General features: G+C 68.8%; 17 protein-coding genes. 8 read left to right on the forward strand and 9 right to left on the reverse strand.

The window, feature by feature from the left end:
* Positions 1–10: 10 nt before the first annotated feature.
* Both Sp245p_RS20735 and glgX read right to left on the reverse strand, forming a co-directional pair.
* On the reverse strand, positions 11–208 hold the full coding sequence (locus tag Sp245p_RS20735) for a Nif11-like leader peptide family natural product precursor (RefSeq protein ID WP_014198177.1): 198 nt from the start codon (positions 206–208) through the stop codon (positions 11–13).
* 209 nt (positions 209–417) lie between these two features.
* Complete coding sequence (gene glgX, locus Sp245p_RS20740) at positions 418–2,703, reverse strand: glycogen debranching protein GlgX (RefSeq protein ID WP_014198178.1); 2,286 nt, start codon at positions 2,701–2,703, stop codon at positions 418–420.
* Between the two features lie 569 nt (positions 2,704–3,272).
* Between glgX and Sp245p_RS20745 the strand changes: the two genes are divergently transcribed.
* From Sp245p_RS20745 to Sp245p_RS20755, 3 genes are all read left to right on the forward strand, one after another.
* Positions 3,273–5,423 carry a hybrid sensor histidine kinase/response regulator gene (locus Sp245p_RS20745; protein ID WP_014198179.1) on the forward strand — a complete coding sequence of 717 codons (2,151 nt, stop codon included), beginning with the start codon at positions 3,273–3,275 and terminating at the stop codon, positions 5,421–5,423.
* A gap of 112 nt (positions 5,424–5,535) precedes the next feature.
* Positions 5,536–6,828: a pentapeptide repeat-containing protein gene (locus Sp245p_RS20750; RefSeq protein ID WP_014198180.1), complete on the forward strand. Its 1,293-nt coding sequence runs from the start codon at positions 5,536–5,538 to the stop codon at positions 6,826–6,828.
* A 39-nt stretch (positions 6,829–6,867) separates the two neighbouring features.
* Entirely contained in the window at positions 6,868–7,347 is a 480-nt protein-coding gene (locus tag Sp245p_RS20755) for a conserved exported protein of unknown function (RefSeq protein WP_014198181.1), read from the forward strand.
* A gap of 61 nt (positions 7,348–7,408) precedes the next feature.
* Here Sp245p_RS20755 and Sp245p_RS20760 read toward each other — a convergent pair whose 3' ends face one another.
* The 7 genes from Sp245p_RS20760 to Sp245p_RS20790 form a co-directional block, all read right to left on the reverse strand.
* Positions 7,409–8,209 carry a MetQ/NlpA family ABC transporter substrate-binding protein gene (locus tag Sp245p_RS20760; protein ID WP_014198182.1) on the reverse strand — a complete coding sequence of 267 codons (801 nt, stop codon included), beginning with the start codon at positions 8,207–8,209 and terminating at the stop codon, positions 7,409–7,411.
* Between the two features lie 10 nt (positions 8,210–8,219).
* Positions 8,220–8,888: a methionine ABC transporter permease gene (locus tag Sp245p_RS20765; protein WP_014198183.1), complete on the reverse strand. Its 669-nt coding sequence runs from the start codon at positions 8,886–8,888 to the stop codon at positions 8,220–8,222.
* On the reverse strand, positions 8,854–9,918 hold the full coding sequence (locus Sp245p_RS20770; RefSeq protein ID WP_014198184.1) for a methionine ABC transporter ATP-binding protein: 1,065 nt from the start codon (positions 9,916–9,918) through the stop codon (positions 8,854–8,856). Before Sp245p_RS20770 ends, Sp245p_RS20765 begins: the two co-directional genes overlap by 35 nt.
* Complete coding sequence (locus Sp245p_RS20775; RefSeq protein ID WP_014198185.1) at positions 9,915–11,585, reverse strand: acyl-CoA synthetase; 1,671 nt, start codon at positions 11,583–11,585, stop codon at positions 9,915–9,917. The genes Sp245p_RS20770 and Sp245p_RS20775 overlap by 4 nt, the downstream gene beginning before the upstream one ends.
* A 171-nt stretch (positions 11,586–11,756) precedes the next feature.
* A complete protein-coding gene (locus Sp245p_RS20780) occupies positions 11,757–12,536 on the reverse strand; it encodes a MetQ/NlpA family ABC transporter substrate-binding protein (RefSeq protein ID WP_014198187.1) in 780 nt (259 codons plus the stop codon).
* Between the two features lie 73 nt (positions 12,537–12,609).
* Positions 12,610–12,810, reverse strand: coding sequence for a hypothetical protein (locus tag Sp245p_RS20785; protein ID WP_014198188.1), 201 nt, complete (start codon positions 12,808–12,810; stop codon positions 12,610–12,612).
* A 477-nt stretch (positions 12,811–13,287) separates the two neighbouring features.
* Complete coding sequence (locus tag Sp245p_RS20790; RefSeq protein WP_014198190.1) at positions 13,288–13,557, reverse strand: hypothetical protein; 270 nt, start codon at positions 13,555–13,557, stop codon at positions 13,288–13,290.
* A gap of 204 nt (positions 13,558–13,761) precedes the next feature.
* Here Sp245p_RS20790 and hisG point away from each other — a divergent pair, with 204 nt between their 5' ends.
* From hisG to Sp245p_RS20815, 5 genes are all read left to right on the forward strand, one after another.
* Positions 13,762–14,496 carry an ATP phosphoribosyltransferase gene (hisG, locus tag Sp245p_RS20795; protein ID WP_014198191.1) on the forward strand — a complete coding sequence of 245 codons (735 nt, stop codon included), beginning with the start codon at positions 13,762–13,764 and terminating at the stop codon, positions 14,494–14,496.
* Positions 14,480–15,787, forward strand: a complete 1,308-nt coding sequence (gene hisD, locus Sp245p_RS20800; protein WP_109138810.1) for a histidinol dehydrogenase — start codon at positions 14,480–14,482, stop codon at positions 15,785–15,787. The genes hisG and hisD overlap by 17 nt, the downstream gene beginning before the upstream one ends.
* Entirely contained in the window at positions 15,784–16,266 is a 483-nt protein-coding gene (locus tag Sp245p_RS20805) for a UPF0262 family protein (protein WP_041812404.1), read from the forward strand. Before hisD ends, Sp245p_RS20805 begins: the two co-directional genes overlap by 4 nt.
* A 16-nt stretch (positions 16,267–16,282) precedes the next feature.
* Positions 16,283–16,744, forward strand: a complete 462-nt coding sequence (locus tag Sp245p_RS20810; protein ID WP_014198192.1) for an arsenate-mycothiol transferase ArsC — start codon at positions 16,283–16,285, stop codon at positions 16,742–16,744.
* Between the two features lie 201 nt (positions 16,745–16,945).
* On the forward strand, positions 16,946–19,189 hold the full coding sequence (locus tag Sp245p_RS20815) for a hybrid sensor histidine kinase/response regulator (protein WP_244439431.1): 2,244 nt from the start codon (positions 16,946–16,948) through the stop codon (positions 19,187–19,189).
* Positions 19,190–19,277: the final 88 nt, after the last annotated feature.

Below are 19,277 nucleotides of genomic sequence, written 5' to 3' on the forward strand. Positions count from 1 at the left end.
CCCCGTCCGCTCAGTCGGTTCCGCAGGCGACGGGTTGGGCCACGGCCAGGGGAATGTCCGCCTCGGTGAAGCGAAAGCCGTGACCGGCGGCGAAATCGACCAGATCGCCCAGAGTCAACAGGCCGCGCGACGCCCGCCGCAGCGCCGCACGCAGGGCCGGGTCGGCCTCGGTCGCAACCAGGAATCGGATGTAGTCGCCATGACACATGCCCAAACCTCCTGGAATCGTTGCGACTGCCCTTCGTCCCGGAGCGCGGAAACGGCGTCAATGTTGCGTTGCGGACGCAAGCAATGACTCAGCGCGAACAGTCCGTCGTCTTAATATCGTCTATTTGCCTAAAATTGTATATAAAAAGATCGAGGAACGATGCGGCGTCCTGCCGCACCGTTCCTTGACGGTCTATCGGGACCCGGCGATCACTCGCCCGGCTGCTGCACCGTCTCGGCCGGGCTGGCGCCCGACGCGATGCTGTCCGGCGTGATCGCCGCCACCGGCTCGCCCGGCCCGGAGGCGGCGCGCAAAGCCCGTGCGGCGGCCTTCAGCCCGATGTCGGAGCGGCGGTCGGGCATCAGCTCGAACAGCAGCAGGGAACGCCCGTTGACCGGGATCTCGTCGCCGGTCTGGGCGGTGGCGACCTCCAGCCGGTCGGGCTCCGTGGTGTCCACCAGCGTCAGCCAGCGGCTGCCGCCCGCGACCTCCGGCAGCTTGAAGGGCACCACGTCGTGGTAGGCGTTGATGATGAGCAGCAGCGTGGCGTCCGACGCCACCTTCTTGATGCCGGTGGCCTGCGCCCGCCCGTCGAGCAGCATGCCCAGGCAGCGCGCCATGGGGTCCTGCCACTGCTCGGTCGTCTTCTCCTCGCCGGCGGGGGTGATCCAGGTGAGGTCCTTCACCTCCAGGTCGGGGTTGTAGGCGCCGGTGAAGAAGCGCCCGCGGCGCAGCAGCGGGTGGCTCTGCCGCAGCCCGATCAGGTGGCGGACGAAATCGGTCAGCGCCCAGCCCTCGTCGCTGACGCCCTCCCAGTCGATCCAGCTGATCTCGTTGTCCTGGCAATAGGCGTTGTTGTTGCCGTTCTGGCTGCGGGCGAACTCGTCGCCGGCCAGGATCATCGGCGTGCCCTGGGACAGCAGCAGCGTGGCCAGCAGGTTGCGCATCTGGCGGAAGCGCAGGGCGTTGATCTCCGGATCGTCGGTCGGTCCCTCCGCCCCGTGGTTCCAGGAGATGTTGTGCGAATGGCCGTCGCGGTTGTCCTCGCCGTTCGCGTCGTTGTGCTTGTCGTTGTAGGCGACGAGGTCGTGCAGCGTGAAGCCGTCATGGGCGGTGACGAAGTTGACGCTGGCCCAGGGCTTGCGGCCCCGCCGGTTGAACACGTCCGCCGAGGCGGCCATGCGGGTCGCCAACTCGGGCAGCTTGCCCTCGTCGCCCTTCCAGTAGGAGCGCACGGTGTCGCGGAACTTGTCGTTCCATTCCGCCCAGCCCGGCGGGAAGCCGCCGACCTGATAGCCGCCGGGGCCGCAGTCCCACGGCTCGGCGATCAGCTTGACGCGCGACAGCACCGGGTCCTGGCGGCAGGCGTCGAGGAAGCCGCCGCTGTGGTCGAAGCCGTAGGTCTCCCGCGCCAGGATGGTGGCGAGGTCGAAGCGGAAGCCGTCCACATGCATCTCGGTCACCCAGTAGCGCAGGCTGTCGGTGACCATCTGGAGGACGCGCGCATGCACGAGGTTCAGCGTGTTGCCCGTGCCGGTGTCGTTGATGTAGTAGCGCGGATCCGGCGCCAGCCGGTAGTAGGAGGCGTTGTCGATGCCCTTGAAGGACAGCGTCGGCCCCATCTCGTTGCCTTCGGCGGTGTGGTTGTAGACGACGTCGAGGATCACCTCGATCCCGGCGTCGTGCAGGCGGGCGACCATCTCCTTGAACTCGTGGATCGCGCCGGTCGCCATGTAGCGCGGGTCGGGCGCGAAGAAGGAGATGCTGTTGTAGCCCCAGTAGTTGCGCAGCCCCTTTTCCAGCAGGTAGCGGTCATCCACGAAGGCATGGACCGGCAGAAGCTCCACCGCCGTGACGCCCAGCGAGCGGATGTACTCCACCACCTCCTGCTGGGCGAAGCCGGCGAAGGTGCCGCGGTACTGCGGCGGCACCGCCGGGTGCCGCATGGTGTAGCCGCGCACGTGGGTCTCGTAGAAGATCGACTTCTCCCAGGGGATCGCCGGGTGGCGGTCGTGGCCCCAGGTGAAGGCCGGGTCGATCACCACGCATTTCGGCATGCCGGGGGCGCTGTCGCGCCGGTCGAAGGACAGGTCGCCGCGCGGCGAGCCGACGCGGTAGCCGAAATGCGCGTCCGACCAGCGAAGCGGCCCGACCATATGCTTGGCGTAGGGGTCGAGCAGCAGCTTGTTCGGGTTGAAGCGATGGCCCGCCTTGGGTTCGTACGGCCCGTGCACGCGGTAGCCGTAGACCGTGCCCGGCCGGGCGTCCGGCAGATAGCCGTGCCACACCTCGTCGGTGTATTCGGGCAGTTCGATCCGTTCCAGCTCGCGGCGTCCGTCCTGGTCGAACAGGCACAGCTCCACCTTGGTGGCGTTGGCGGAAAACAGCGCGAAGTTGACGCCCAGCCCATCCCATGTGGCACCGAGAGGGTAGGGAAGACCTTCCCGGATGCGGGACTGGCGGAAAACCTTAGGAGCGAACGGCGGCTTCTTCACGGTTGAACCTCGTGTGGGCGCGTTGCGGCATGAAGCAGCACAGGAACGCGCAGACCGCTCCGGTGATCCCGTCATCGGCGCAATTTCCGATGTTTGAGGAAGCTTCAACTCCTGGCCGAACCAATTGGTGCTCCCTCACCCAAAGAGTGGGTCTGGTATGAGCATGGTCATAGTCGTCATGGCGGGTCGCGCCGATAACTATAGCGTGCTATCATCGGTTCCAGACAATAAAGGCAAATAAACTTCTGGGGGATGTCCGGGAGCCGTTCGGCAAAGGGCCAAGAAAACGGGTGTAACGCAGATGTCAATGTTTGCCTTTCCGTGCCACCGCCGGCTCTTCAGCGCCGAAAAGGCGGAAAGATCAATGAAGAGCAAGGCCGACCGCCATTTCTCTGCGGCTTCTTCGGCCCAACGGCGATCTGCCACCCTGAAACCCGCAAGCGCCGCATTCTGAACCATCCACATCGGTCATCGCCCCAGGCCCCGGCTTCGCCGGTGCCCGGCGGCATCGTGCATCCGGCGGATCGGTGGCACCGCTCCCGATCCGCCTCACCAAGACGCCCCCGCCCATGATCCGGCTTTCGGTCAACGCCCTGCTCAACTTCCATCCCAAGGCCATCCTGGCGGCCATTGTCCTGGTGATGACGCTGCTGGGCGGTGCGGCCTGGGGTGCGCTGTCGCTGGTCGATTACGTCAACACGCTCGACCGGGCGGAACGCGGCAGCCGGCAGGCGGCGGCCTTTCTGGAAGGGCACGCCGACGCGGTGCTGGATGGCGGAGCCGCTGCCCTGGCGCGGGTGGCCGACCGGTTGGAGGAAGGCGGGTTCGCGTCGCTCCCCGACAGCGCCCTCGGCGAGGCGCTGTCGGCGTCGCGGTTCGGCGTGCTGTCCATCCTGGACGCCGAAGGCCGGACGGTGTTCGGCCCCACCATCCATCCCGACGGGGGTATCGCCAGTGTGCTCCAAGGGGGAGGCGGCGGACTGGAGCTGTTGCACGGGCAGGTGGACGGGCTGGATTCCATCCTGATGGTCCGCCGCATCCCGGGGCGCGGGGGCGCCCTGGAGGGTGCGGTCCTGCTGGCGCTTCCCTCATCCAGCCTGCACACGGTTCTCGACGTCTTCAGCGACGGGCGGCACAGCGTCGCCGGCCTGTTCCGCCTGGACGGCACGCGGCTGGCCGGCATCGGCGGCAGCGGGATCGGCCCGCTCCCCGCGCTGGACCCCGGGGCGGAGAGCGGCGAGAGCGACTGGTCGCTCGGCGGGCAGGGTGCCGGTCAGGGCGTGGTCATCGGCCTGAAGCGGATGCGCGACTTCCCGGCGGTGGCGGCGGTCGCCCTGCCGCGCGCCGTCGTTCTGGAGCCGTGGAGCAGCCGCCTGCAGCACGGCTTCATGATGGTGGGCGTCAGCGTCGTCGCGCTGTTCGGGCTGGCCGCGCTCGGCTGGGCCAGCCTGCGGCGCGAGGCGGCGGCCCGCGACGCCCTGCGCGACGCCAACGCCCGGCTGGAGCAGCGGGTGGAGGAGCGCACCGCCGACCTTCGCTCCCTCAACCAGAAGCTGGTCCGCGCCCTGGCCGAGAAGGAGCGCGCCAATCAGGCCAAGGCCCGTTTCCTGTCGGCGGCCAACCACGACCTGCGCCAGCCCTTCCAGGCGCTGCGCCTGTTCCATCATCTGCTGATGGAGCGGCTGAAGGAGCCGCGCGAGCGGTCGATCGCCGAGAAGATGGGCGAGGCGCTGGACAGCGGGGAAAAGCTCCTGCACGCGCTGCTGGAGGTCGCCACGCTGGACGCCGGCGTGGTCCGCCCGAACATCGCCGAGGTGTCCATCGCCACCGTCCTGGATGGCGCGGCGTCGGAGTTCCGGGGGCTGGCGGCGGACAAGCAACTGGATTTGCGGGTGCGGGCGTGCGACGCCATGGTGCGCACCGACGCCACGCTGCTGACCCGCATGCTGGGCGACCTGCTGCGCAACGCCATCGCCTACACCCCGGCGGGCGGGGTGGTGGTCGGCTGCCGGCGGCGTGGCCAATGGCTGCGCATCGAGGTGTGGGACACCGGCCCCGGCATCGCGGCGGAGCATCTGGACGCCATCTTCGAAGACTTCGTGCAGTTGGGCAACCCGGAGCGCGACCGCCGCCGCGGCCTGGGGCTGGGGTTGCCCAAGGTGCGCCGCAAGGCCGCTCTGCTGGGCCACGCGGTGGAGGTCCGGTCGCGTCCGGGCCAGGGGTCGGTCTTTTCCATCATGGTCCCGCTGGCGGCCAGCGAATCGCGGACGGACGCGGCGGCCCCGGCCCCCGCCGGGCGTGCGGAGGATCCGGCGGCGCGCCTGATCCTGATCGTCGAGGACGACCCGGTGCAGAGCGCCGGCATGCAGCTGCTTCTGGAAAGCTGGGGGCACGACGTGCTGATGGCGGCGGACGGCCCGGCGGCGCTGGCGGCGCTGCGCGCGGCCCCGCGCTGTCCGGACGTCATCCTGTCGGATTTCCGCCTGCCGGGTCCGCTGACCGGGGCCGAAACGGTCACCCGCGCGGCGGAGCAGGAGGGGAGGCCCATTCCTGGCATCATCCTGACCGGCGACACCGGCCCCGAACGCATCCGCGAGGCCGTGGCCGCGGGGTGCCGCCTGCTGCACAAGCCCGTCACCCCCGACGTGCTGCGCGACGCGCTGAACGCGCTGGGGGCGGAGCGCGTGCCGGTGCGGCAAAGCCAGTCGTCCGCGGCGTGAAGGCCGGACGGCGCTTTCCCCGGCAGGAAAAGCATCCCATTGTGGGCTGTATTAATCATTCGTGAAGGCCGCCAAGGGTACTCTGAAACCGTGATCGGAGGCGAACACGGCCATGCAGCAGCGTCCTCTCACCCGTCTGGATCAGGTCCAGCTCGACGCGGTGGTGCGCCGGCACGAGATGTTCCGGAACGCCCGCATCGGCGGGGCGCGGGCGACGCTGTCCTTTTTCGACCTGAATGGGCTCGACCTCACCGGGCGTGACCTCGCCCACGCCGACTTCGTCGGGGCCAGCCTGCGCGGCGCCAATCTGGCCGGGGCGCGGCTGGACTGCGCGTCGATGTTCGCCACCGACCTGCGGCTGGCCAATCTGGAGAACGCCAGCCTCATCAAGACCGATCTGCGCGGCGCCTGCCTGCGCGGGGCCATCCTGATCGGCGCCAACCTGTTCGAGGCCGACCTGCGCGACGGCTCGCTGGCGGAGAAGGACCGCGACGGCAGCCTGCGCATCATCCAGGTTGAGGACCGGCCGACCGAGGCCTCCGGGGCGGACCTGTCCGGCGCCAACCTGACCAACGCCCGGCTGTCCGGGGCCATGGCGATCCACACCGACTTCACCGACGCGCTGATGCGCGGGTGCAAGCTGGTCCGCGCCACCATGCGCGGGGCCAATTTCACCGGATCGAACCTGGAAGGGGCGGACCTGTCGGGGGCCGACCTGCGCGGTGCCTGCCTGCGCGGCGCGGTGCTGACCGGTGCCACCATGGTCATGACGGAGCTGGCCGACGCCGACATGGAGGACGCCCTGACCGACGATCCGGTCGGCCGCGTCGTCGCCGAACTCGGGCGTCCGCTGGACGAGCTTCTGCACGAGCACATCCGCTGGGTGGGGTCGAGCGGAGCGGAGGGGACGGCGCTCGACCTGTCGGGCTTCGACCTGCGGCACGCCCCGTCGCTGGCCCACACCTGCCTGACCATGCTGCGGGCGGTCGGGGCGACGCTGTACGGGCTCGACCTGACCAGCGTGCAGCTTCAGGCCGCGGTGCTGGAGAAGGGCGATCTGCGTCTGGCCAAGCTGATCAACGGCGACCTGCGCGGCGTGAACCTGCGCCTCGCCAAGCTGAACAACGCCGATCTGCGCAAGGCCAACCTGCGCCCGCTCTATTTCGACGAGAGGCGGTCGATGATCTCCGACCTGTCGGGCGCGCGGCTGCGCTACGCCGACCTGCGCGGCGCCTGCCTGCGCGAGGTGAATTTCGCGGGGGCCGATCTGTCCTTCGCCAACCTGTCCGGTTGCGACCTGACGAACACGGACCTGACCAACGCCCGCATGTTCGGAGCGAAGCTGGAGCGTCGCGCCCTTTCCGACGGGGCGATTCTCGACGGTGTGGCGGGGCTCAAGCTTTAGAACTATATCTGTTGCGGATGTCCTGCGGGAGTGCGGTCCATGTCCGGGCGCGTGGGTGCGGTTTGCGGTGGCATGGTGTTCGGCCTGATGCTGGCGGCGGGGCTGACGGCTCTGCCGGGGGCGGCCCAGGCGCGGTCGTCGGTGTTCCTGTCCTTCGGCGGCCCGGTCTATCCCGACCATCCGCCGCCCCACCGGCATTTCCACGGTTACCCGCCGGTGGTCTACGGAGCCCCGGTCTACGGAACTCCAGTCTACGGACCGCCGGTCTATGTGGTGCCGGCCCCGCCGCCGGTGGTTTATGTGCAGCCGGCGCCCGTACCGGCCCCGCCGCCCGCGGTGGTCTTCACCGAACCGACGCCGGCCCCCATCGCCGCCACCCCGACCGGCCCGGCCTATATGGCCCGCGACGGCCAGCTTTGCCGGGAATACCAGACGACGGTCATGGTCGGCGGTCTCGCCCAGCCCGGCTACGGCACCGCCTGCCGCCAGCCGGACGGAAGCTGGCGGGTGATCAACTGACCAAAGAAAAAGGCCCTTCCCCCGTCCGGAGGAAGGGCCTTCTGTCTGTGGCCGGCGGTGATTACCAGGCCGGAACCACGGCGCCCTTGAAGCGGTCGAGGATGAACTGCTTCACCTCGTCGCTCTGGTATACCTTCACCAGCGTGGCGACCCACGGCTTGTCCTGGTCGGCCTTGCGGACGGCGATGACGTTGGCGTAGGGGCTCTCGCTGGCCTCGCGGGCGATGGCGTCCTTGTTCGGGTCCAGGCCGGATTCCATGGCGAAGTTGGTGTTGATGACCGCCACGGTCACGTCGTCCAGCGAACGCGGAAGCTGGGCGGCGTCCAGCTCCAGGATCTGCAGCTTCTTCGGGTTCTCGGAGATGTCGAGCGGCGACGCCTTCAGGCCGGCGCTCTCCTTCACCTTCAGCAGCCCCTTGGCCTGGAGCAGCAGCAGCGCGCGGCCGCCGTTGGTCGGGTCGTTGGGGATGGAGACCTTGGCGCCGTCGGGCAGCTCGTCCAGGCTCTTCACCTTCTTCGAGTACACGCCCATCGGGAAGATCACCGTCTTGGCGACGCTGACCAGCTCGTAGCCGCGGTCCTTCACCTGGTTGTCCAGGTAGGGCTGGTGCTGGAAGGAGTTGGCGTTCAGGTCGCCCTGCGACAACGCCTGGTTCGGGATGACGTAGTCGGAGAACTCCAGAACCGTCAGGTCGAGGCCCTCCTTGGCGGCCAGCGGCTTGACCTTCTCCAGGATCTGGCCGTGCGGGCCGGGGGTGACGCCGATCTTCAGGGCTTCGGCCGACGCGCCGACGGCGGTCGCCAGGGTCGCGATGCCGGCCACCAGACCAAAGGCCGCGCCGAGCACACGGGTACGGAACATCTCCAACTCCTCAGGACTTCAGGTTGCGTTTGTTGACGCGGCGGGCGATCCAGTCGCCCGTCGATTGAACGATCTGCACCAGCACGATCAGCACGACGACCACGGCCAGCATGACCTCCGGCAGGAAGCGCTGGTAGCCGTAGCGGATGCCGAGGTCGCCCAGGCCGCCGCCGCCGACCGCACCGACCATGGCCGAATAGCCGATCAGGCTGACCACCGACAGGGTCAGGCCCAGCGCGATGGCGGGCATCGCCTCCGGCAGCAGGACCTTGCGGATGATCTGGAAGGGCGTGGCCCCCATGGATTGCGCCGCCTCGATCAGGCCGCGGTCGACCTCGCGCACGGCGCCCTCGACGATGCGGGCGATGAAGGGCACGGCGGCGACCGTCAGCGGCACGATGGCCGCGGCGGTGCCGATGGAGGTGCCGGCGATCAGCCGGGTGAAGGGAATGATCGCCACCACCAGGATGATGAAGGGGGTGGAGCGCGTCATGTTCACCAGCACGCCGGCGACCCGGTTGAAGGCGAGGTTCTGCAGCAGTTCCCCCCGGCCGGTGACGGCCAGGAGCACGCCCAGCGGAAGGCCCAGCGCCGTGCCCAGAAGGCCCGACACCGCCACCATGTAGAGCGTGTCGAGAAGCGCCTTAAACAGCAGCGCGTAGATTTCCGGGGACAGCATGACCGAGCACCTCGACACCGAGCTTGTTGACGTTCAGGAGGCTGATGGCCGCCTCGATGGACTGCGGGTTGCCGATGGCCTCCACCACCAGCGTTCCGAAGGGCGCGCCCTGGATCTCGTCGATCTGGCCGTGCCAGATGTTCAGGTCCAGGTTCAGCTTGCGGCTGATCGCGCTGATCACCGGGGAGGTCGCGCGCTCGCCGGTGAAGGTGATGCGCAGCACCATGTTCGACCCCGGCACCGGCGTCGCCGACAGGCGGGCGCGCAGACTGTCCGGGATGCCGCGGTTGATGACGGGATCGACGAAGGTCTTCGTCGTCTCGTGCTTCGGGTGCGCGAAGATGTCGAAGACCGGCCCCTGCTCGATGATCCGCCCGTTCTCCATCACCGCCACCTTGTGGCAGATCTCCTTGATGACGGCGATCTCGTGGGTGATCAGGACGATGGTCAGCCCCAGCCGCTTGTTGATGTCGGCCAGCAGGTGGAGAATCTGGGTCGTCGTCTCCGGATCGAGGGCGGAGGTCGCCTCGTCCGACAGCAGCACCTTGGGCTTGCTGGCCAGCGCGCGGGCGATGCCGACGCGCTGCTTCTGCCCGCCCGACAGCTCCGCCGGGTAGCGGTCGCGCTTGTCGGTGAGGCCGACAAGGTCGAGCAACGGCTCCACCGTCGCGCGGATCTGCGCCTTCGCCACCCCGGCCAGCTCCAGCGGCAAGGCGACGTTGTCGAACACCGTGCGCGAGGACAGCAGGTTGAAGTGCTGGAAGATCATGCCGATGCTGTGCCGCGCTTCGCGCAGCTCGCGGGCCGACAGGGCGGTGACGTCCACCCCGTCGACCAGCACGCGGCCCGACGTCGGCTTCTCCAGCAGGTTCACGGTGCGCAGCAGCGTGGATTTGCCGGCGCCCGAACGCCCGATGATTCCGTAGATCTCGCCGCGCCCGATGGTCAGGTCGATGTCGGCGAGCGCCTGGACCGGCTGGCCGGTGCCGCGGGACGGGTAGGTTTTCTGAAGCTGTTCGAAGGTTATCATACGCTCTTGGCCTCCCGACGCTCTCCCAGCTCGCGGGCGGCGTCGCGCAGGACGGTCTTCTGGATTTTACCGGTCGATGTCTTCGGCAGATCGCTGAACACAACGGTGCGGGGCACCTTGTAGTGCGCAATGCGGTCCCGGCACCATTGAATTATGTCGGACTCAGAGGGGCGCTCCGCGCCGGGCTTCACCGTGACGAAGGCGCAGGGGCTCTCGCCCCAACGGTCGTCGGGGCGGGCGACCACGGCGGCCTCCAGAACGGCGGGGTGCCGGTACAACGCTTCCTCCACCTCCAGGGACGAGATGTTCTCGCCGCCGGATATGATGATGTCCTTGCTGCGGTCCTTCACCTCGATATAGCCGTCGGGGTGCAGCACGCCCAGATCCCCGGTGCGGAACCAGCCGTCCTTCAGCGCCTCCTTGGTCGCCGCGGGGTTCTTCAGATAGCCCTTCATCACCGTGTTGCCGCGCAGCGCGATCTCGCCGATGGTCTGGGCGTCGGCGGGGACCGGCCGGCCGGTCTCGCGGTCGAGCACGGTGGCGTCCTCCACCGCGACATGGTTCACCCCCTGCCGCGCGAACTGCAGCGCCAGCCCGTCGGCGTCGAGATCCTCCCACCCGTCCTGCGGAGCGCAGACGGTGGCCGGGCCGTAGCATTCGGTCAGCCCGTACATGTGCACCACCTCGAAGCCCAGCGTCGCCATGCCGGCGAGGACCGCGGAGGGCGGGGCCGCGCCGCCGGTGCCCACGATGACGCGGCGGGGAGCGGGCCGCCGCACCGCCGCCGGGGCGTGGATCAGCATGTTCAGCACGATCGGCGCGCCGCACAGATGGGTGACGCCCAGCTCCGCAATGGCGTCGAAGATCGCCGCCGGCTCCACCCGGCGCAGGCAGACATGGGTGCCGCCCGCGGCGGTGACCGCCCAGCTGTAGGTCCAGCCGTTGCAGTGGAACATCGGCAGCGTCCACAGGAAGACGCTCTCAGGCCGGACGTTCAGGGTGAAGGCGTTGCCCAGCGCGTTCAGATAGGCGCCGCGGTGGTGGTAGACGACGCCCTTGGGGTTGCCGGTGGTGCCGCTGGTGTAGTTGAGCGCGATGGCCTGCCACTCGTCGTCCGGCCCGTGCCAGGGGGCGGGGTCGGCGGCGGCGAGGAAGTCCTCATACTCCACGGCACCCAGCGACGGCGCGTCGGGCGCCTGCTCGTCGGCGATCTCCACCAGCGTGATGGGGCGCTCCGTCCGGGCGAGCGCCGCCTTGGCGACCGGCGACAGTTCGCGGTCGACGATCAGGAGCTTGGTCTCGCTGTGGTCGAGGATGAAGGCGATGGCCGCGGCATCCAGCCGGGTGTTCAGCGCGTTCAGGACCGCGCCGGCCAGCGGCACCGCGTAGTGCGCCTCCAGCAGGGCCGGGACGTTGGGCGCCAGCACCGACACCGTGTCGCCGCGCCTGACCCCGGCCCGCAGCAGCGCCCCGGCGAAGCGCCGCACCCGGTCGTGGAACTGCGCGTAGGTGATGGTGCGGCGGCCGTGGCGGATGGCCGGCTTGTCCGGATAGACCTTCGCCGCGCGTTTCAGGAAGCTGAGCGGGCTGAGCGGGACGTGGTTCGCGGGGTCGGGGGCGAGGCCACGGTCGAAGATCGAGGCGGTGCGGCTGAACGGGCCGGTCATGACGGAGCTTCCTGAAAAGAATCACTTTCGCGATTCCCTCTCCCCTCTGGGGAGAGGGTTAGGGTGAGGGGGTTGCGCGTGGCGCCACGTCCGGCAAAAGCACAACCCCCTCACCGGCCCTCCGGGCCACCCTCTCCCCAGAGGGGAGAGGGCTATGACAACCGGCGGCGCTCACCAGGTCGGGATGATGGTGCCGTTGAAGCGCGTGTTGATGAAGTCCCGCACCTCGGCGGAGCGATACAGCTCGATGAAGCGCTTGATCGCCGGGTCCTCGGCGCGATCCTTGCGGACGGCCCAGACGAGGTGCCATTTCGACTGGTCGTCTTCCAGAACCAGGGCGGTCTTCGGGGTCAGCCCGGCCAGGACCGCGTAGTTCAGCGTGATGACCGAAGCGTCAACGTCGTCCAGCGAGCGCGGAAGCTGGGCCGCGTCCAACTCCACCAGCTTGATCTTCTTCGGGTTGGACGCGATGTCGGCGATGGAGGTGTTCAGGCCCGCCCCGTCCTTCAGCCCGATCACCCCGGCCTTGGCCAGCAGGAACAGCGCGCGGGCGCCGTTGGTCGGGTCGTTGGGGATGGAGACGCTGGCCCCCTCCTTCAGGTCGGCCAGCGACTGGACCTTCTTCGCGTAGATGCCCATGGGCACGACGATGCTCTTGGCGACCGGCACAATGTCGTAGCCGCGCTGCTTGATCTGGTTGTCCAGGAAGGGCTGGTGCTGGAAGTTGTTGGCGTCGATGTCGCCGGACTGGAGGGCGGCGTTGGGCATGTTCCAGTCGGTGAACTCGATCACCTCCGCCTTCAGGCCCTCCTTGGCGGCGATCTTCGCCGTGTATTCCAGGATTTCGCCATAGGGACCGGCGGACACGCCGAGCTTCAGGGCCGCGGCGCCGGCGCCGGTGGAGACGGTGAGAAGGGCGGCGGTGACAATGGACGTCAGAAAGGCTTTCACGGAACGGGTCCTCTGTGCGCGGTGTGGAATGGCTTGGTCGGGCGATGGCGGTGTGTGAAATGCGGGCGCGCGGTCAGCGCCGCCGCACGCCGGAGCGCCGGGCTGCCAACTGCTTGGCGGCGCGCTCGGCCTGTCCGACGTTGCGGAAGGTCTTGCGGTCCAGGTCCTTGAAGGACCAGTCGGACACGAAGAAGGTGAAGCCGCCCTGGCCGGCGACGACGATGCCGGCGGACCGGCCCTGGACTTCGATGGCGTAGGCGTTGGAGGTGCTCATGACGGCGTTCTCCCTCGGCCCGCGGCGCTGCGGCGCGCGGGATTCATGCGGATCGGATGCTGGACTGGATGGCTTGGCGCGCTGAAGTCAGCGGCGACACGAGGCGTTGCGCATTCGGCAACACAAGCCCATCGCGGTGCCGGTCCGATCGGCGGAGGAGGGGAGGGTCATCATGGTCATTCCGGTCACTCCTGTCAGAGTTCCACGACCGGTATCGTGGCGCTTTAGCGTTTGGTGACGCGGCGCAAGCTGGCGATCAAATTGCCGCGGGGCGCCCCCCTTGGGCGTCCGGGGGTTTATCTACAATGTCGATGGGCATTCGGTCAAGGCGGAAAATGCGAGCGATGGTGTGAAAATACATATTTCACATCGCAGTTAGGTGTTTGTGCTCGCCACGGTTTATCGATGCCGCCCTTGCCCCCATCCCGACCCTCCCCCGCTTTGCAGGGAAGGGTGAGGGTGGGACCGTCGTGGGGCTCAGACCGAGCCGCCCGGCGTGCCGATGGTGGCGCTGCCCTTTTCGTGGCGGTCCGGGTCCATCGCGTCGGCGTAGGGTTTGCCGTCCGGGGTGGTTGTCTTGGGATGGCGGCCTTCCTTCTCGGCCTGAAGCCGTTCGGAAATGCCGGTCGGCGCGTCGTCGGAGCGCCGCGGGTCGGCGTTCGGCGCGGGGCCGCCCGTGCTGCTGGGATCGCCCGCGATCCGCGGGCCATGCGGGTTGATCGGCTGGTTGGAGCGGTCCTGGGTCATGGCTCCTGTCCTCGATTCAGGGAAAGGCGAATCCAACCGGCCGCGGCTGAGCGAGTTCCCCCTTTCATCGAGGAACCCCTTTCATCGAGGAACCCCTTTCATCGAGGAACAAGGCCGCCCTGCGCCGCGCTATGCCTCCTAAGACCGTGACGGCGGCGCGGAATGTGGTATATCCGGGCAGCGGTTCAGCCCGAGGAGAGTTCTTTGCCCGCCGATACCCGTGCTCTTGGCGCGCCGGCGCCCAGCACGCCGGCCGATGCGTCGTCGAACGTGTCGGCCAGTCAGCCGCTGGTTCTGGCCCTGCCCAAGGGACGCATCCTGAAGGAGCTGCGCCCGTTGCTCGCCCACGCCGGCATCGAGCCGGAAGCGGCGTTCGACGACGCGGACAGCCGGCTCCTGCGCTTTGCGACCAACATCCCGAATCTCAGCATCATCCGCGTCCGGTCCTTCGACGTGGCGACCTTCGTCGCCTTCGGCGCCGCCCATCTGGGCGTGGCCGGCAACGACGTGCTGATGGAATTCGATTATCCGGAAATCTACGCGCCGCTCGACCTCGGCATCGGCAAATGCCGCCTGTCGGTCGCCGAACCGGTCGAACTGGGGGAGAGCGACGATCCGTCGCGTTGGAGCCACGTGCGCGTCGCCACCAAATACCCGGAGGTCACCAGGAAGCATTTCGCGGCGCGCGGGGTGCAGGCGGAGTGCGTGAAACTGAACGGCGCGATGGAACTTGCCCCGACCCTCGGCCTGTGCCGCCGCATCGTCGATCTGGTGTCCACCGGCTCGACACTGAAGGCGAACGGGCTGGTGGAGATCGAGCACATCGCCGACGTCACCTCCCGCCTCATCGTCAACCGGGCCGCCTTCAAGACGCGGCCCGAGGAAATCTCCGGCTGGATCGACCGCTTCCGGGAGGCTGTGAATGCCCGTCAGGCTTGATGCCCAGGACCCCCGCTTCGCCAAGGGCTTCGAGGGGCTTCTCCACGCCAAGCGCGAAACCAGCGAGGACGTGCAGGTCCTGGTCGCCGGCGTCATCGACGACGTGCGCAAGCGCGGCGACGCGGCGCTGATCGACTACACCGCCCGCTGGGACCGCCAGACGCTGACCCCCGCCACGCTGCGCATCTCCCAGGAGGAGGTGGACGCGGCGGTCGGGCAGTGCGGCGACGAGCTGCTGCGCGCGCTCGACACCGCGGCGGAGCGCATCGAGAGCTTCCACCGCCTCCAGGTGCCGGAGACGACCGACTACCGCGACGCCCAGGGCGTGCGGCTGGGCGCCCGCTGGACGGCGGTCGGCGCCGCCGGCCTCTATGTGCCGGGCGGCACGGCGTCCTACCCCAGCTCCGTCCTGATGAACGCGCTGCCGGCCAAGGTCGCGGGGGTGGAGCGCATCGTCATGGTGGTGCCGACCCCGGACGGGGCGATCAACCCGCTGGTCCTGGCCGCCGCCAAGCGCTGCGGCATCACCGAGATCTACCGCATCGGCGGCGCCCAGGCCGTGGCCGCGCTGGCCTACGGCACCGAGACCATCGCGCCGGTGGACAAGATCGTGGGCCCCGGCAACGCCTTCGTCGCCGCCGCCAAGCGGCTGGTCTACGGCACGGTCGGAATCGACAGCATCGCCGGCCCGTCGGAGATCCTGGTGGTCGCCGACAACCGGAACGACCCGGCCTGGATCGCCATGGACCTGCTGTCCCAGGCGGAGCACGACACCTCGGCCCAGTCGATCCTCATCACCGACGACCCGGCTTTCGCCGACGCGGTGGCGGCGGCGGTGGACCGGCATCTGGAGACGCTGCCGCGCGCCGCCATCGCCGGGGAAAGCTGGCGGGAGCACGGCGCCATCATCGTGGTGCGCGACCTGCTGGCCGAGTCGCCGGCCCTGATCGACCGGCTGGCGCCGGAGCATCTGGAACTGGCGGTGGAGGACCCGGACGCGCTGGCCGCGACGGTGCGCAACGCCGGGGCCATCTTCCTCGGCCGCTACACGCCGGAGGCCATCGGCGATTACGTCGCCGGCCCGAACCATGTCCTGCCGACGGCGCGCTCCGCGCGCTTCTCCTCCGGCCTGAACGTGCTCGATTTCATGAAGCGGACGACCTTCGTCGCCTGCGATGCGGACAGCGTGAAGGCGATCGGTCCGGCGGCGGTGACGCTGGCCCGGTCGGAGGGTCTGGACGCGCACGCGCTGTCGGTGGCGCTGCGCCTGCCGGGGGGAGGTCAGGGGTGAGCACGAAGGGCAACCGCCGCATCGTCCACGTGACGCTCGACGAGAAGACGGTGATCCGGCGCAAGCCGGAGGTGGAGCACGAGCGCGCGGTTGCCATCTTCGACCTGCTCGAAGACAACGAGTTCTGTCCGTGCGACCATGCGGACGACGGTCCCTATCACCTGCATCTGTCGATCGAGGACAACCGGCTGGTCTTCGACGTCCGGCGCGACGACGACAGTGCGCTGGACAAGATCACCCTGCCGGTGACCGGCTTCCGGTCCATCGTCCGGGACTATTTCCTGATCTGCGAAAGCTACTATCAGGCGATCAAGCGCTCCTCGCCCTCGCAGATCGAGGCGATCGACATGGGGCGCCGCGGCCTGCACAACGAAGGATCGGAGATGCTGCGCGAACGGCTGGCCGGCAAGGTCGAAATGGATCTCCAGACGGCGCGTCGGCTGTTCACGCTGATCTGCGTCCTCCACATCCGCGGCTGACGGGGTCGGGCGGCGCATGGCCCCGGTGCTGCAACCGCTCCCCGTGACGAGCGTGTTGTTCGCCTGCACCTACAACATGATCCGCTCGCCGATGGCGGCGGCGATCATGCGCCATTTCCATGGCACGCGCGTCTACGTCGATTCGGTCGGCGTGCGCGAGGGGGACGAGGTCGATCCCTTTGCCGTGGCGGTGATGGAGGAGATGGGCATCGACCTGTCCCGCCACCGCTGCCGCAGCTTCGAGGATCTGGAGGACACGAATTTCGACCTGATCGTGTCGCTGTCGCCGGAGGCGCAGCACCGCGCCATCGAAATGACCCGCACCATGGCGTGCGACGTGGAGTTCTGGAACACCTTCGACCCGACCCTGGTGGACGGCAACCGCGAGGCCATGCTGGAGGCCTACCGCAAGGTCCGTGACGGGTTGCTGGGCAGGATCAAGGAGCGGTTCCCCCTGTCCCGCGGCCCGACGGTGTGACCATCCGGTGGTTTGGCGGCGGGATTTCGGGAAGTCCTTTTTCAAGGTTGGGTTGAGGTGCTATTGAGATGAATCATCGAATGACGTGCGCGCCGCCCCCTAGACTTTAGCGGTCCCTGAGAGGTTCTCCGCCTGATGCTCGCCGGCTTACCGTCCCGCCTGTTTCGTGCCACCGGCCTGCGGAGTCTCCGGCTACGACTGATGGGCGTCGTGCTGGCGTCGCTGGCTCTGCCGTTGGCCGGGGCGCTGTACTTCTTCGACCAGCAGCTCGACCAGCGCCTGAGCAGCGCCCGGGAACTGTCGCGGCACCTGACCGAGGACGGGGTGGAGCGGCAGCGCGACCTGATCGGCGAGGCGCGGAACCTGCTGAGCGTTCTGGCCCTGGTGCCGGCGGTCCGCGACGCCGACCACGGCAACACCGACGCCTGCGTCGCCACGCTGGCGCCGATGCCGCGGCAGCACCGCTGGACGACCGGCGTGTGGGTGACCGACCCGAACGGCCTTCTCATCTGCGACACGACCGGCCCCGGCTCCGGGATGAGCCTGCGCGAGCGCGAGTATTTCCAGCGGGCGCTGGACACCAAATCCTTCGTGCTGAGCGAGGTGGTGATCGGCAAGCGTTCGGGGAAGCCGCTGATCCTGGCGGTGCAGCCGGTGCTGGTGAACGGCGAGATCGAGCGGGTGCTGGGCGTCGCCATCGATCTGGCCTGGCTGACCGATCTCGTGAAGGTGACGCGGCAGGACGACGCGCGCATCCTGGTGCTGGACCGTCATGGCGTGCTGATCGCGCGCCAGCCCGATCCGGAAGGCTGGGTCGGGCGCAGCATGGCGGATTTCCCGCACATCCGGCGCATGCTGGCCGAGGGCAACGGCGCGTTCGAAGGCGAAAGCGCCGACGGGCTGAACCGCATCTGGGCCTTCCGCCATTCCCCGGAAACCGACACCATCTTCGCCGTGGGCATGCCGACCGGGCCGATCGTGGCGGACGCCCAGCGCGACCTGTTGCGCGGGCTGGTCCTGCTCGGCATCGCCGGATTGCTCAGCGTCGCGGCGCTGTGGTCGCTGCTCCACGCCTCGGTCCTGCGCTGGATGCGCGTTCTCAGCCAAGCGGCGACCCGGATCGGGGCGGGCGACGTCGGGACCGTGGTGGAGGCCCGCGGCGCGCCCGACGAAATCCGGCTGGTGGCCAACGCCTTCAACGACATGTCGGGGCGGTTGAAGCGGCGCGAGCAGGAGCTGCGCGCCGCCATGGAGGAGGCCCGCGCCGGCAGCCGCGCCAAGGAGGACTTCCTGGCGACCATGAGCCACGAGATCCGCACGCCGATGAACGGCGTGATCGGCTTCGCCGACATGCTCCTGGAAACGCCGCTGACCGCGGAGCAGCGGCGCTACGCTTCCCAGGTGCGGGAGGCCGGGCGGTCCCTGCTGACCGTCATCAACGACGTGCTGGACCTGTCGAAGCTGGAGGCGGGCAAGCTCGACCTGGTCCGCGTGCCGTTCCGGCTGGACGATCTGGCCGACCGCTGCCAGGCCATCGTGCGGCTGGCCGCCGAGCAGAAGGGGTTGGAGATGCACACCTCCGTCTCCGCGGCGGCGCGCGGCTACGTGCTGGGCGATCCCGACCGGGTTCGCCAGATCCTGCTGAACCTGCTCGGCAACGCGGTGAAGTTCACCGACACGGGCAGCGTCCGCCTGACCGTCAAGGCCATGGGGGACGAGGCCGGCGCGCGCCGCTACACCTTCACCGTCAGCGACACCGGCATCGGCGTCCCCGAGGATCGCCAGCGCGAGCTGTTCCAGCGCTTCAGCCAGTTGGACCGCGGGCGCGGCGGCACCGGGCTGGGGTTGGCCATCTGCCGCCGCCTGGTGGAGCTGATGGGCGGCGAGATCGGCGTGGAAAGTCGCCCCGGCGTTGGCAGCACCTTCTGGTTCAGCCTGCCGCTGCAGCCCGCCAGCGCCCCGGAACGGGACGACCAGGACGGCGCCGGGCTGAACCACCAGCCGTCGAGCCGTGGCGCGCGCATCCTGCTGGCCGAGGATCTGGCGATGAACCGCGATCTGGTGATCGCCATGCTGACCCGGGCCGGGCATCATGTGGACGCGGTGCCCGACGGGGCCGCCGCCGTGACCGCGGTGCAGGAGCGGACCTATGACCTCATCCTGATGGACGTTCAGATGCCGGTGATGGACGGGCTGGAGGCGACGCGGCGCATCCGGGCGCTTCCCGGCGTGCTGGGCCGCATCCCGATCCTGGCCCTGTCGGCGGGCGTGCTGGCCGTGGAGGTGGAGCGCTGCCGGCAGGCCGGGATGGACGATCATCTGGCCAAGCCGTTGGAGAAAAGCCGGCTTCTGGCCGCCGTCGACCATTGGAACGGCGAGGGGCGGCGAACGGCGGTCGACACCGGCCCCGGCCCCATCCGCATGGCCGACACGCCGGGCGATTGAATCCTCCGCGCCGATCCCGGTCAATGATTAAGAAAAATTAAGGCTTTTGTGCTAAAGCTGCGACGAAGGGTTCCGCGAGAGCGGTTCC

This window comes from Azospirillum baldaniorum, from assembly GCF_003119195.2.
In the GTDB taxonomy this organism is placed as follows: Bacteria; Pseudomonadota; Alphaproteobacteria; order Azospirillales; family Azospirillaceae; genus Azospirillum; species Azospirillum baldaniorum.